General features: G+C 73.8%; 8 protein-coding genes, 1 other RNA gene and 1 pseudogene. 4 read left to right on the top strand and 6 right to left on the bottom strand.

Annotation, left to right across the window (positions count from 1 at the left end):
* The first annotated feature begins 147 nt into the window (after positions 1-147).
* The 3 genes from BMW27_RS06570 to BMW27_RS06560 all read left to right on the top strand — a co-directional run bounded on the left by BMW27_RS06570 (position 148) and on the right by BMW27_RS06560 (position 5,766).
* A complete protein-coding gene (locus BMW27_RS06570; RefSeq protein ID WP_175486389.1) occupies positions 148-4,221 on the top strand; it encodes an nSTAND1 domain-containing NTPase in 4,074 nt (1,357 codons plus the stop codon).
* 393 nt (positions 4,222-4,614) lie between these two features.
* Positions 4,615-5,019: RNase P RNA component class A (gene rnpB / locus BMW27_RS06565), an RNA gene on the top strand.
* 180 nt (positions 5,020-5,199) lie between these two features.
* Positions 5,200-5,766 (top strand): dihydrofolate reductase family protein, encoded by a 567-nt coding sequence (locus BMW27_RS06560; RefSeq protein ID WP_091440870.1) that lies wholly within the window; start codon positions 5,200-5,202, stop codon positions 5,764-5,766.
* 150 nt (positions 5,767-5,916) lie between these two features.
* Here BMW27_RS06560 and BMW27_RS06555 read toward each other — a convergent pair whose 3' ends face one another.
* The 4 genes from BMW27_RS06555 to BMW27_RS06540 form a co-directional block, all read right to left on the bottom strand.
* Complete coding sequence (locus BMW27_RS06555) at positions 5,917-6,759, bottom strand: ABC transporter permease (RefSeq protein WP_091440867.1); 843 nt, start codon at positions 6,757-6,759, stop codon at positions 5,917-5,919.
* A complete protein-coding gene (locus BMW27_RS06550; RefSeq protein ID WP_091440863.1) occupies positions 6,756-7,733 on the bottom strand; it encodes an ATP-binding cassette domain-containing protein in 978 nt (325 codons plus the stop codon). The genes BMW27_RS06555 and BMW27_RS06550 overlap by 4 nt, the downstream gene beginning before the upstream one ends.
* A 557-nt stretch (positions 7,734-8,290) precedes the next feature.
* Entirely contained in the window at positions 8,291-10,066 is a 1,776-nt protein-coding gene (locus BMW27_RS06545; protein WP_175486388.1) for a sensor domain-containing protein, read from the bottom strand.
* A 144-nt stretch (positions 10,067-10,210) separates the two neighbouring features.
* Positions 10,211-10,885: a response regulator gene (locus BMW27_RS06540; RefSeq protein ID WP_175486387.1), complete on the bottom strand. Its 675-nt coding sequence runs from the start codon at positions 10,883-10,885 to the stop codon at positions 10,211-10,213.
* 109 nt (positions 10,886-10,994) lie between these two features.
* Between BMW27_RS06540 and BMW27_RS23890 the strand changes: the two genes are divergently transcribed.
* On the top strand, positions 10,995-11,432 hold the full coding sequence (locus BMW27_RS23890) for a response regulator (RefSeq protein WP_245743338.1): 438 nt from the start codon (positions 10,995-10,997) through the stop codon (positions 11,430-11,432).
* A gap of 51 nt (positions 11,433-11,483) precedes the next feature.
* Here the strand turns inward: BMW27_RS23890 and BMW27_RS24475 are convergent.
* Together BMW27_RS24475 and BMW27_RS06525 are read right to left on the bottom strand one after the other, a co-directional pair.
* A pseudogene (locus BMW27_RS24475) lies at positions 11,484-12,170 on the bottom strand (sensor histidine kinase); the annotation flags it as partial.
* Positions 12,171-13,292: 1,122 nt separating this feature from the next.
* A complete protein-coding gene (locus BMW27_RS06525) occupies positions 13,293-14,018 on the bottom strand; it encodes a GAF and ANTAR domain-containing protein (RefSeq protein WP_091440844.1) in 726 nt (241 codons plus the stop codon).
* Positions 14,019-14,259 lie beyond the last annotated feature (241 nt).

Genomic DNA, 14,259 nt, shown 5'->3' with positions numbered 1-14,259 from the left:
CTGCACGCTCGCTGCGTCCAACCGCATAGGCGTGTGCAGACACGGCCAGGCCTGAGCGGGATCCCCGTGCCGTGATGACGGGAGTCCTTGACAGGTCCCGATCAACGGTCTGCGCTGGCCCCCTCTCCCCGGATGGAGGGGGACCCGATGCCTGCTCTGTTCATCAGTCACAGCAACCAGGACTGGGTCGCGACGGAGCGAGTGAGCAGCTGGCTGCGGCGAGCCGGTTTCACCACGGTGTTCGTGGACTTCGACCCAGAAGACGGCATACCAGCGGGGCGGAACTGGGAACGCGAGCTGTACGCCCAGCTGCGTCGTACCGAGGCCGTGGTCTTCCTCGCGAGTCACGCCGCGACGGCGTCCCGGTGGTGCTTCGCGGAGCTCAGTCTGGCGCGGTCGTTGGGGCATCCCGTCTTCCCCCTGGGTCTCGAGCCCGGGGTGCGACTCCCACTGCTGGCGGACGTGCAGTGGATCGACGTGACCGACGCCGATCTCGCCTCCGACGGGCCCGACCGGGACGGAACCGGCCGGCCGCCTGGACTGCTCAAGCTCCTGGCGGGTCTGCGGGCGGCAGGTCTCGACCCGGCGGATGCGTTCTCCTGGGACCCGAACCGGTCGCCCTACCCGGGGTTGGCTCCCTTCGACCCGGAGGACGCCGCGGTCTTCTTCGCCCGGGAACGGGAGACCGAGCGGTTGCTCGAGCTGCTGCACCCGACCCTGCAGCACGGCGCAGGCCGGTTCGTGGCCGTCGTCGGCCCGTCCGGGAGCGGTAAGTCCTCGCTCCTGCGCGCCGGGCTGCTGCCCCGGCTCGCCCGGTCGCCGACGAACTGGGTCCTCGTGCCGCCGCTGCGACCGGGGAGCCGCCCCACCCACCACCTGGCCAACTGCCTGGCCGAGGCCTTCACCGAGCGCGGACACCCCCGTTCCACCGCCGACGTCGAGGGCGTCCTCGGCCGTGGGCCGGAGGGGCTGGTCCTCCTCGCCCGGGAGCTGGCCGATCTGGCCGGGAAGGGAACCGGTCAGCCGGCCTCGCTGGTGGTGATCGACCAGGCCGAGGAACTGGTCACCGTCTGCGGAACACGAGAGCAGCAGTCGTTCCTCAGGCTCCTGGACGGTGCGCTCGGTGAGGACACGCCCCTGTGGGTGGTCGCCTCCGTCCGCTCCGAGTTCCTCGCCACCGCCCCGGAGCGGGCCGGGCTCGCCGAGGTGATCGACGACCCCCTCGTGGTGGAACCACTCGGCCGCGGCCGGCTCGCCGAGGTCATCGCCCGGCCGGCCCAGCGGGCGGGGATGGACCTGCAGGCCGGGTTGGTCGAGCGGATGGTGGAGGACACCGCCGGCGGGGACGCCCTGCCGCTGCTGGCCTACACCCTGCGAGAGCTGGCGGAGCGGGCCGGGCCCGACGGCCGGATGGACTTGGCCGAGTACGACGCCGTGGGCGGTGTGGTCGGTGCGCTCCAGCGCCACGCGGACCGCGTCTGCGACGAGCTCTCCCGTCGTGGGCTCGGCGCCCACGTCGTCCCCACCCTGCTCAAGCTCGTCACGGTCAGCCCGGAGGGGGAGACGACCCGACGCCGGGTGTCCTGCGACGCGCTGGGCGACGAGGAGCGCGCGGTCGTCGACGCCTTCGTCGATGCCCGGCTGCTCGTCAGTCACGACGAACCGTCCGCTCCACCCGGTGGGCAGGTCGCCGGAGCTGCCGTGGTCGAGGTCGCCCACGAGGCCCTGCTGCGGCAGTGGCCTCCGCTGCGGGAGGCCGTCGAGGCCGACCGGTTCGACCTCCAGCTGCGGTCCGAACTGGAGCGGCACGCCGCTGACTGGAAGCACGGCAACCGCGACGAGTCCTACCTGCTGCGCGGCGGGCGACTCGCGGCCATCGGCGAGTGGGCCGACGAACACGTCCGCGAGCTCGGACCGGTCGAGAGCCAGTACCTGCAGGCCAGCCGGGCGCTGGCCGCGCGCGAGCTGGAGACGGCCCGGCGCTCGAACCGGCGGCTGCGCGTGCTGGCCGCCGGTCTGGCGGTCCTGCTGGTGGCAGCCGTCGCCGCAGGGGGACTGGCCCTGCACCAGAACCGCGAGGCGCAGGGGCAGGCGCGCCTGGCCATGTCCCGCCAGATCGCGGCCGAGTCCGGCGACCTCGTCCAGGGCAAGCCCGACACGGCGATCCTCGCCGGCCTGCAGAGCATGAGCCTGGCCGGCGGCGAGCAGCCGGACCCCATGCCGCCGGACGGGCTGATCACCGGCCTGGCCCAGATGACGCACACGTCCCAGCTCCTCAGCGGCCACACCGGCCCGGTGTGGGGGGTGGCGTTCAGCCCGGACGGTCGGCTGCTGGCCACCAGCAGCGGGGATCGGACCGTGCGGCTGTGGGAGGCCGACTCCGGCCGGCCGGTCGGCGATCCGCTGACCGGGCACACGGCCGCCGTCAGGGACGTGGTGTTCAGCCCGGACGGCACTCTGATGGCCACCGCCGGTGGCGACCAGACACTGCGGCTGTGGGACGTGGCGACCCGGCAACCGCACGGCCAACCGCTCACCGGCCATGCCGCGGGGCTGTGGGCGGTCGCGTTCAGTCCCGACGGGAGCCTGCTGGCGACGGCGGGTGCCGACCGGTCGCTGCGGCTGTGGGACGTGGCGACCGGCCGACCGCAGGGCCCGCCACTGATCGGGCACACGGACGAGGTCCGCGACGTGGCCTTCAGCCCGGACGGCACCCGGCTGGCGACCGTCGGCGTCGACCGGACGCTGCGGCTGTGGGACGTGGCGACCGGACAGCCTCGGGGGGAGCCGTTGACCGGGCACGAGGAGGAGGTCCGCGGAGTGGCCTTCAGCCCCGACGGGACACTGCTGGCGACCGCCAGTGCCGACCGGTTCGTGCAGCTGTGGGACGCGGTCACCGGGCAGCCCCTGGGGCAGCCGCTCGGTGGCTACTCGGGGCCGGTCTGGGCGGTGGCGTTCAGCCCCGACGGCGGGTTGGTGGTCAGCGCGACCCAGAACGGGACGGTGCAGCTGTGGGACACCGCGTCGGGGCAGCCCTACTCGCAGCCGCTGGTCGGCCACACCATGTGGGCGGACGGCGTGGCGTTCAGCCCGGACGGGTCCCGGGTCGCCAGCGTGAGCCTCGACCAGACGGCGCGGATCTGGGACGTGACCGAGACGTCCTCCGTCAGTCAGGCGCTCGCCGGCCACACCCACGTGGTGAACGAGGTGGTGTTCAGCCCGGACGGGGACCTGCTGGCGAGCGCCAGTGCCGACCAGACGGTGCAGCTGTGGGACGTGTCGACCGGCCAGCCGACCGGTCAGCCGCTGGTCGGTCACAACGACTGGGTGAACGGGGTGGCGTTCAGCCCGGACGGGGACCTGCTGGCCAGCGGAGGTGATGACCAGGCGGTGCGGCTGTGGGACGTGGCGACCGGTGAGCCCCGCGGTGAGCCGTTGACCGGTCACACCGACTGGGTGCTCAAGGTGGCGTTCAGCCCGGACGGGCACCTGCTGGCCAGCGCGGGCGAGGACCGGACGGTGCGGCTGTGGGACGTGGCGACGGGAGAGCCCCGCGGTGAGCCGTTGACCGGTCACACCGACTGGGTGAGTGGGGTGGTGTTCAGCCCGGACGGGGAGCTGCTGGCCAGTGCCAGTGGGGACCAGACGGTGCGGCTGTGGGACGTGTCGACGGGAGAGCCCCGCGGTGAGCCGCTGGCCGGCCACACCGGCTACGTGCAGGACGTGGCGTTCAGCCCCGACGGCCGCCTGATGGCCTCGGGCAGCACGGACAACACCGTCCGCCTGTGGGACGTCGCGTCCGGGCAGCCGCACGGGGAGCCGCTGAGGGGGCACACCAACACCGTGCTGAGCGTGGCGTTCAGCCCGGACGGTCGGCTGCTGGCGAGCGTGGCGGACGATCGGACGCTGCGGCTGTGGGACGTGGCGACCGGGCAGGCTCACGGCCCGTCGCTGACGGGACACCGGGACGAGATACGAGGAGTGGAGTTCAGCCCGGGAGGCCGGTGGGTGGCGACCGGTAGCCGTGACGGCCTGGTGCGGTTGTGGGACACCGAGTTCACGTCCTGGGTCGAGGCCGGCTGCACGATGGTCAGCCGGAACCTCTCCATGACCGAGTGGGAGCAGTTGGCTCCCGGGATGGCCTACGAGCGGACGTGTCCGGAACTGCCCGCAGGAGAAGGTGCCCCGCGGGACGCCCCTGTCGCTCGCTACCCGAGCTGATGCGGAGGTCAGGCGCGGCCGGTGGTCGGGGAGACGGTCCGGCCGCCCGTGGACGACGCCGAGCGGTTGGCGCGGGCGGCGGTCGGTGAGCGGCAGGCCGGTCCTCGGCCGTCAGGTCGGTGACCCGCGGACCGAGCAGCTCAGGGAGGTCGTCTCGGCGCTGCGCTCCGACGATCGGGACGAGCGTCGATCCGAGGACGGGCAGCACCACCAAACCCATGAGGCCCATCTCGAGCGGCTGGAGCCGTAGGCCGATGGAGGGCAACCGTGAGGAGCACGGCGTCGAGGGAGCCCGCGGATCACGGCCGCATCGTCATGGCGGCACGCCGATGCGGTGACGAGGCCATGGACCTCGCCACGACCGGCCGGCACTAGGATGGGCGGCACGACGGACGAGTCGGCCGGGCGGTCGCGTCGACGGGGGAGACCCCGTCGCCGAGGAACGTCCGGGCTCCACAGGGCAGGGTGGTCGCTAACGGCGACCCGGGGTGACCCGCGGGACAGTGCCACAGAGAACAGACCGCCGGCGGCACGCCGTCGGTGAGGGTGAAACGGTGGTGTAAGAGACCACCAGCGCACCGGGTGACCGGTGCGGCTCGGTAAACCCCACCCGGAGCAAGGTCGAGAGGGACGACGGTCGCACCGCCGTCCTGCGCAGGCGTTCGAGGGCTGCCCGCCCGATGCCTGCGGGTGGACCGCTGGAGCCTGCCGGCAACGGCAGGCCTAGATGGATGACCGCCCATCGGGATGCCGTGAGGCACCCGTGGACAGAACCCGGCGTACAGGCCGACTCGTCCGTCGCCCGCCTCCGACCCGCAGGAGTGCAGTCGGAGGCGGGCGTCGGCCCGCACAGGGTCCGAAACTCGTCCGAGCACGGCGGCCACCGCGGCAGGTGGCCCAGGCGCCCCGCGGGACCGATGAGATCGTCCGCGTCCGCCGGTCCGAGCTCCCGGACCGGATCGTGGACCAGGAGGACGCATGCGGAAGATCGTCGTGCACATGATGCTGTCGCTGGACGGCTACTTCGAGGGGCCGGACCACGACCTGAGCTGGCACCGCGTCGACGAGGAGCTGCACGCGCACTTCAACGAGCAGCTCGCGACCAACAGCGCCTTCATGGAGGGCCGGGTCACCTACGAGCTCATGGAGGCGTTCTGGCCGGCCGCCGACCAGGACCCGGACCACCCGCCGGTCATGCGGGAGTTCGCCGGCATCTGGCGGGCGGTGCCGAAGATCGTGTTCTCCCGCACGCTGCAGGAGGTCGGCCCCAACGCCTCGCTGCGGGCAGAGGTGGACCCCGACGAGATCCGCGCGCTGAAGCAGCAGCCCGGCGGCGACATGACGCTCGGCGGGGTCGACCTGGTCGAGACCTTCCGCCGGCTGGACCTGGTCGACGAGTACCGGCTCTACGTCAACCCGGTCGTCATCGGCCGCGGTCGACGGCTGTTCGACACCGCCGACGACCCGACCGACCTGGAGCTGGTGGAGGACCGGCGGTTCGGCAACGGTGTCGTCCTGCTGCGCTACGCCGTCCGACGTCCCTAGGCGTTGCGACCCCCTCAGCCGTCGTCCTGGACCGAGCTCCCGTGACGACGGCGCTGACGTCGGGTGTCCCACAGCGGGGCGCTCAGGCAGACGGAGCCGGGAGCCTCCGTCCGATCCGCCACTGCACCGCTGCTCGGCACCGGTCTCGGCTCAGTCGCGGGAACGGCGACGGAATGCCGAGACGGCGAGCGGCGCGAAGACCGCCGTGAGGATGACCGACCAGGCGATCGACACCGCGACCGGGTTCTGCAGCGGCCACGCGGCATCCGGCGCCGCAGGCGGGCTGTTGCCCCACAGCTCCCGGCAGGCCTGGGTGACCGCGGAGACGGGATTCCACTCGGCGATCGCCCGCAGCCATGCGGGCATGCTCTCCGGCGGCGCGAAGGTGTTCGCGACGAAGGTCAGCGGGAACATCACCGTGAACATGAAGCCCTGCACTGCCTCGACGGTGCGCATCATCGACCCGACCCAGATGCCGAGCCAGATCAGCGCGAAGCCGAACAGCAGCAGGAGCAGGAAGGCGAGCACCCCGTCCACGACCCCGTTGCGGATCCGCCAGCCGATCAGCAGGCCGGTGAGGGCCATCACGGCGACGCCGATGCTGGAGTGGATCAGGCTGGAGATGCTCCGGCCGACCAGGACAGCCGACCGCGCGATGGGCAGCGACTTGAACCGGTCGACGATCCCCTTCTGCAGGTCGTTGGTGAGGCCCATGGCCACGATGGCGGAGGAGAACACCATGGTCTGGACCATGATCCCGGGGAGCAGGAACTCCTTGTAGTCGGCGCCCCGCACCGCGATCGCGCCACCGAACACGTAGGCGAACAGCAGCACGAACATCACCGACTGGACCGTGACGTCGAGCAGCATCTCGGGCATCCGCCGGATGTGCAGCAGGTTGCGCCACACGATGGTCGACGACGCCCGCAGCAGGGACGGCGGGGAGATGGGCGGTCGGGCGGCCGGTGCCCGGGTGGCCTGGACGGCGGTCACGGGGTGACTCCCTCGTTCGTCAGGTCCGAGGCGTCCTCGGCCCGGTGCCCGGTGAGGTGCAGGAAGACGTCGTCCAGGCTCGGCCGGGCCAGACCCAGGTCGTCCAGTTCGATGCCGCTGGTCTCGAAGACCGCCGCGATGCGCGTCATGTCGCCGAGCCCGCCGGCCTGTGCGGTCAGCCGCCGGCTGCCCCGCTCGACGTGCACCTCCTGGCAGCAGGAGTTCATGAGCTCCGCCGCCCGGTCGAGATCAGCGGCGTGGGTCAGGGTGACGACGACGCTGGCCCGGCCCGCCTGGTCCTTGAGCTGCGTCGGCGTGCCGGCGGCGATGACCCTGCCCTTGTCCACCACGACGATCTCGTCGGCCAGGTGGTCGGCCTCCTCCAGGTACTGCGTCGTCAGGACGAGCGTGGTGCCCTCGCTCACCAGCTCCCGGAGGACCGCCCACAGCCCCGACCGGCTCTGCGGGTCCAGGCCCGTCGTGGGCTCGTCCAGGAAGAGGATCGGCGGTGCCGCCAGCAGGCTCACCGCCAGGTCGAGGCGGCGACGCATCCCGCCGGAGTACGTCTTCGCCATCCGGTCGGCCGCGTCGGTGAGGTCGAAGCGGGCGAAGAGCCGCTCGGTCGCCTCCCGGACGAACGTCCTGGGCAGGCCGTAGAGACTGCCGATCAGCTTGAGGTTCTCCCGTCCGGTGAGGATCTCGTCGACGGTCGCCGCCTGACCCGTGAGGCCCAGGCTGCGGCGGACCTCGGTCGGCTGCCTCAGGATGTCGAAACCGGCCACCCGACCCGTCCCGCTCGTGGGGACGCTCAACGTGGTCAGCATCCGCACCAGGGAGGTCTTGCCCGCCCCGTTGGGCCCCAGCAGGCCGAGGACCGAGCCCTCCGGGACCACGAAACTCACCCCGTCGACGGCTCGGGTCTCGCCGAAGTGCTTGACCAGGTCGATCGCCTCGACCGCAGGTGCGGCGTTCATGCGGGGATCCTGTTCCTGGGTACCGACAGTTCGACAGCGGTGGTCCCGCGCGCAGTCATGCCGTCAGCATGCGACCTCGAGTGCGCTCGAGGGCAAGCGCATTTCCAGGTCCTCCGGCGTCGGAGCGCGCGTTCGTCGGCGAGGTGGTCCCGACGTCCCGGCCGGCCGGCGTCAGGATTCCCTCCGCCGCACGCGGTCAGCCGGACGGCGGCGGCCACGCCGACGCGGTCGTCGGTCAGGCTCGTGGTGCGGGGCCGGACCGCCTCCGGGGCCGGGTGAGCGCTCCGACCCGACGGCTACCGGGCGACGCCTCGTGCCGGCCCGTCGACCGCAGGTCGTCCACGTCCGGCGGCGAGGGCGTGGAGCTGCCCGGAGCCGAGGCGGCAGCCGCGCGGACGGTCGGAGCCGGCGGGCCGCCCGTCCACCCAGCCGACAGCCGCTGCCCGTCGACGGCGCGGGCGGTCCGCTCAGGTGACCCGCTCACCCGGTTCCAGGCCGGTGCCTCCCCGTGCTCTCCCGGCTCGCACGGCCACCAGTCCGTCGTCCCCGGCCGAGCCTCAGCGCCACGCCAGGCGCCTCGGGCCGGCGACGGCGTCGGGCGGGCCGGCGCACCGCCGGATCCGGTGGGCGAGGACGCGGGCGACGCCGGCCCCGTGCCAGCGCACCCCCGTCGGGGTGCGGAGCCTCTCGGCGTTGAGGGTCGCGGCGATGGTGGTGGCGGACGCGCCGTCCCGGTGCAGCTCGAGCAGCCTCTGGGGACCCTGCGACACGCCGGCGTCGCGCTGCGGCGTCCTCGGAGCGGCGACCGGGGCCACCGTCGTCGTCAACGGGCTCCACGCGCGCCGGCCCAGCAGCGCGTCCACCGGCACGGCGGGACCCCAGAACCAGCCCTGCGCGGTGACGCAGCCCAGTTCCTTGAGCAGCGCGACCTGCTCGGCGGTCTCGACGCCCTCGGCGACGACGGCGACACCCACGGCCCGGGCGAGGTCGACGATCCACGCGACGATGGCCAGGGCGTCCCGCTGCTCCGCGATGTCCGCGACGAAGCTGCGGTCGATCTTCAGCGCGGAGACGGGCAGGTCGCGCAGGTGGGCCAGCGAGCTGTACCCCGTACCGAAGTCGTCCATCGCGACCCGGAAGCCGTGCTCGCGGAGCTCCCGCAGCAGCCGCACCGCGACCTCGGTGTCCTGCATGATCGCCGTCTCGGTGATCTCGAGGACCAGCTGGGTGGCGGGCAGGCCGGACGCCTCGGTCGAGCTGATCAGGTCGTCGAGGACGGAGGTCCCGGTCAGGCTGGCGGCCGACAGGTTCACGGCGAGGTAGGCGTCCCGGGGCACGACGTCCGCCCGGCGGAGACGGGCCACGTCCTGCAGGGCCTGCCGGAGGACCCACCGGTCGAGCTCGGGCGCCAGCCCGCTGAGCTCCGCGACGGTCACGAAGCTGCTGGGCGGCACCGGGCCGCGTTCCGGGTGCGTCCAGCGGGCCAGGGCCTCCAGGCCGACCACGGCCCCCGACCGCAGGTCCACGATCGGCTGGTACTCCAGGTGGACCGCTCCGTCCGCGAGCGCCGCCGGCAGGTCGGTGGTCAGCGCATGCCGGTGTTCCACGTCCTCGTCCAGCGTCTGCTCGAAGACGTGCACCCGGTTGCGGCCGGCGCTCTTCCCGGCGTGCACGGCCGTGTCGGCGTGGCGCAGCAGGTCCGTCGCCGGGACCGCCGGCTGCGCAGGAGCGACGGCGACGCCGATGGACGCCGTGAGCTGCACCGTGGCGTCGTCGACGTGGAAGGGCTCGGCCACCGCGTCGAGGAGCTGCGGGCGGTCCGGCTGCTGCCGCGGTCCGTCCGGGAACGCGGCGGCTCCCAGCTGCGGCCTGGCCCGCGGGCCGTAGGTCAGGTCCGCGACCGCTCCGCCGGCGTGGACGAACACCAGCTGGGTGGCGTCCGCGCTCGCGCCGGCCAGCACCGACCAGGACGTGGGCACGTCGACGAGGTGGCCGTCGGCGTGCCGCAGCCGGAAGGTCGCGGACCCGGACCCCGCGCCGCCGCGTGCCACCCGCAGCACGTACTGCAGCAGGGCGTGGGAGCACTCGTGCAGCAGCTCGTGCAGCGGGACGCCGAGCACCTGACCCAGGGGTCGGCCGGACGACCGGCCGAGCGCGGCGCCGGCCGTCAGCACCGTGCCGGACAGCGAGCAGGTGAGCAGCGCGGTCGGCGGTCCGCCGGCGCCGGGGACGCCCGTGGCCGTCCTGTCGCGCGCGGCAGCCGCGGTGTGCGGGTGCCCGGCGTCGTCCTCGGCGTCGGCCGGCGCCTCCGCTCCGTGCTGTGTCCTGGCCACGTGACTGCTCCCGTGTCGGTGGTGACCCGGCGCGCGGACGCGCACCGACCACCCTCCAGCCTGTTGCGGCGGCGGAGCCGTGACCAGGTGCACCCGTGCCAACCGCCTGGTGCGCTCGCACTAGCGCCGGCACCCGGACGGCGGTCAGATGCCGTCGACCAGGCCGTCCCGGACGGCGATCGACAGGACCTCGAGCTTGGAGTGCGCGCCGAGCTTGGCCGAGAGGTTCGCCACGTGGTTCCGGACCGTGTGCACGCTGATCGTCAACTGCCGGGCGATGTCGGCGTTGGACAGCCCACGCGCCAGCAGGTCGAGGATCTCGTGCTCCCGCTCGGTCAGCTGGGCCCTGCTGCCGCCGCTCTGCCGGTGCAGGCGGGGCAGGAGCCGGGTGAGCAGCTTGGCGCTGACCACGGACTCGCCCTGGGCCGCAGCCCGCACGCCCTCGATGACGTCGTCCAGCCGCTGCGTCTTGGCGATGAACCCCGCGGCACCGGCCTCCATGGCGGTGACGAGGACTCGATCGGAGGTCGTGGCGGTCAGCACCACGATCTTCGCGGAGGGCCGGACGGCGTGCAGCCCGGCGATCGCCCCCACACCGTCGCCGTCGGGCAGGCGGTGGTCCAGGAGGACGACGTCCGGCGCGGTCGACGCCATCAGGTCCCGCGCCGCGGCGATCGACGTCCCCTGCCCGACGACGAGCAGGTCCGGCTCGGACTGCAGGGCCTGGGCGAGGCTGGCGGCGAACATCTGGTGGTCGTCGATGACCAGGACCCGCACCGTGGCCGGGAAGGGCCCGTCGGGAGTTCCGGACCGGGTCACTCTCGGAGTCTGCCACGCACCGAGCGGGTGATCGTCTGGTGCGGGTGCACTACCCGGGCGGTGCGCGCGCATCACGACAACCGGAGCGGGCTGCGCCAGCGTGCTCCTGGTGACCCCAGTCCGCGGCGAGATCACCGTCGTGATCGCCGACGACGACCCCCGGATCGGATCCGCCGTGGCCGGGCTGCTGGGACAGGAGCCGGGCTTCCGCGTCGTGGCGGAGGTGGCCGACGGCGACGCCGCGGTGGCGGCGGCTCGCGAGCACCGCGCGGCACTCGTCCTGACCGACGTGCGGATGCCGGGAGGCGGCCCGGAGCTGGTCCGCCGACTGGTCGCGCTGCCCCACCGGCCGGTCGTCGCCGGGTTGTCAGCGCAGGCGGACCCGGCGACGTGGACGCGCGTGCTGGCGGCCGGCGGATCCGCCTACCTGCTCAAGGGCAGCCTCGCCGGCGACCTCCCCGTGCTGCTGCGCCGGTGCGTGCAGGGCCACCTCGTCGTGGGCGTGCCCGGCGCGGCCGACCTGGTCCGCCGGCTGCTCTGCCCCTAGCCCCGGGCCTGCCGACGGGTCGCCGGCGACTCCCGCGCCCGGCAGGGGGAGGAAGAACGACACGGCGGTGCCGGCACCGCCCGGTCCGGGCCGGGACCGCCACCACCCGCCCGACGCCAGCGCTCGGTCGCGCATCGCGACCACACCGGAGTGCCGGCGTCCTGAGCGCGCCGACGCGGTGGCGTCGACCCCCCTGCCGTCGTCCACGACGTGCACCTCCACGCCGCGACCGGTCGCGTCGACGGTCACGGTGACTTGGCGGGCCCGTGCGTGCTTGCGGGCGTTGACCATCGCCTCGCGGGCGATCCGGTACGCCGACACCCGCACCTGCTGCGGGAGCGGCGCCTGCCCGCGCTCCTCGACCGACCACGCGACGTCGCCGTCCTCGAACACCTGGGCCGCCGCGTCGCGCAGCCCGTCGGTCAGCGACGCGTCGAGGACCGGCGTCTCCAGCTCGAACAGCAGGGCGCGCAGCCGCACGCTCGCGCCGTGGACGGCGTCCACCACCGTCTCGACCCCGGCGGCCTCCTCCGGCGCCCGCGCGCGCAACCGGTTCCGGAGGGCGCCCAGGCGCAGGTCCACGGCCGCCAGCGCCTGGACCGAGTCGTCGTGGACGTCGGCGGCGATGCGGGCCCGCTCGTCGTCCTGGGCCTCGACGAGGCGTTCGCTCAGCGCGCGCTGGCGGGCCTCGGTGAGCACGCGCAGCTCCCGGAACGTCAGGGCCGTCCGACCGACCATGAGCACGCCGGCGGCCAGCGCGAGGACCGCGGCGAAGGGGCTGATCCCGGACACGCTGCCGTGGAACAGCAGCCCGAGGACGGCGAGGCCGCAGACGCCGGGCAGGACCAGGACGGTGACCCCCTGCAGGTCCACGGTCCGGGACTCCACCGAGCGCAGGGACGCCAGCGCCGCACCGGCCAGCAGCAGCCGGGCCAGCAGCCACCCCAGGTCGACCGGCTCGCCCCCGACGTAGGCGTCGTCCGCCACCAGGCCCGCGTAGACCGCGTCGGTCACGAAGAAGGTCACGAACGACGCGCACAGCAGCCACCAGGACCAGCCGGCACCCCTCCCGAGCATGGCGAGCGCGGCGACCGCCAGGGCCAGCAGGAGCAGGTCGGTGAGCGGGTAGGCCGTGGTCAGCGTCCCGACACCGTCCGCGCCGAGGGGCACGTCCGCGCCGTCGACGTAGTTCTCCGCCAGGGCCGCGGCCGTCAGGCCGGCGATCAGCCCGTCCAGCGAGAGGCTGAACGGCATGCTGCGGGCCCGGGTGCGCAGCCGCAGGACCAGCCCGACGGCGAGCAGGGTGTAGAAGAGCAACCACCCGGCGTCGGCCCACGACGGGCTCGGGACCGGTTCGAGGTGCTGGTAGTACGCGAAGTAGCTGGTGCTGCCGGCGAAGGCGGCCACGAGCCCCGCGGTCATGAAGGACCAGGCCGCCCGGTCCGTCCGGTCGGCCAGGACGCGCAGCGCGAGAACGAGGATGACGAGTCCGTCGACGGCCATGTTGAGCCACCAGTCGAGACCCACCTGGTAGCCGGGCGTGGGGCGCACCCCCGGCACGAGGGTGAGCGCGTAGAGCGCACCGAGCGCCAGCATCAGCCAGGTCGTCCGCACCAGCGAGGTGGTCGGGTGCGGCACGTCGCCTCCCGCATCTCGCCGCCGGCCGGGCTGCACGACGGGGTGCCCCGATGTCATCCCGCGGAACCGGCGGCCAGGACTATAGGCGGTGCGGCCGGTTGACGACCGGGTCCGCGAGTGGCCGGCGCCAGTCCGCTGAGCCGGTCCGACGGCGGCGCTCGCCTGCCGCGGCCGGCTGCGCAGCCCGTGGTGGCTGCCGCTCCGTCCCCGGCCGGTGCGGACCTACCGGCAGCGGAGTTCGCCGGTGTGGACCAGGTGCTCGGCCAGGCGGCGCACCGTGCTGTGGGTGTGCATCGACGCCCGGGCCAGGATGCGGAAGGCCCCGTCGGGGGTCACCCCGTGGCGCTCCATGAGCATGCCCCTGGCCCGCTCGATGACCGCCCGTGACGCGAGCGCCGCCTCCAGGTGGTCCGCCCGCTCCACGGCGCGTCGGTAGCGGGACAGGTTCCCGGCGACGACCGCGGCGTAGTGCCCGAACCGCGTGGCGGTCGACCGGCTCACCTCGTCGAAGCCCTTCGTCCGCTGCGCGTAGAGGTTGAGCGCTCCCGACACCTGCGGAGCGTCGATGACCAGCGGCACCGACAGGGAACTCAGGGTGCCGTGCTCGGCGGCGCGCCGCGCGTACTCCGGCCAGCGGGTCTCGGTACGCGTGTCGGGGACGTCCACGAGCTGCCCCGTCCCGGCGGCGTGCAGGCAGGGGCCCAGACCGCACTCGTACTGGCCCTCGTCCAGTTCCACGGCGAGGAGGCCGGTGGCCACGACGGTGGACGGGTGCTCCCGGACCACCAGGGTGACCGAGGCCTCGGGGTTGCCGGGCAGCACCGTCCTGGCCAGGTCGGTGACGCGCTGCAGCGCCTCCTCCATCGGCTGCTCACGTCCCGACGGCCGGCCCAGGTACTCCAGGACCTCACCGACGGCGGATGGGTGTGGCTGTCGTTCCGGGGACATCGGCGTCCCTCTCCGGCTCGCCGGACCCCGGTTGAGCTCAGCCCCGAAGCCCGTACCCGGGATCCGCGTGTGACGAGTGCTCGCCGTCCGCGCCGGGGGAGCGGGGGCGGCCCGGCGCGACCCCACGCTACTCGGGTGGCGGCCACCTTGTTGTGCACGGGGCACCGGGGTGTGAGGTTCCTGCCCGCGAGACCGGTGTCCGGTGTCGGGCCGACCCGTCCACCACCGGCTGGCGGTCCAC

Origin of the sequence: Geodermatophilus poikilotrophus, from assembly GCF_900111455.1 — a bacterium.
Taxonomy (GTDB): Bacteria; Actinomycetota; Actinomycetes; order Mycobacteriales; family Geodermatophilaceae; genus Geodermatophilus; species Geodermatophilus poikilotrophus.
The sequence above is the reverse complement of the archived record's forward strand: the minus strand, read 5'-3'. Positions and strand labels throughout refer to the sequence as shown.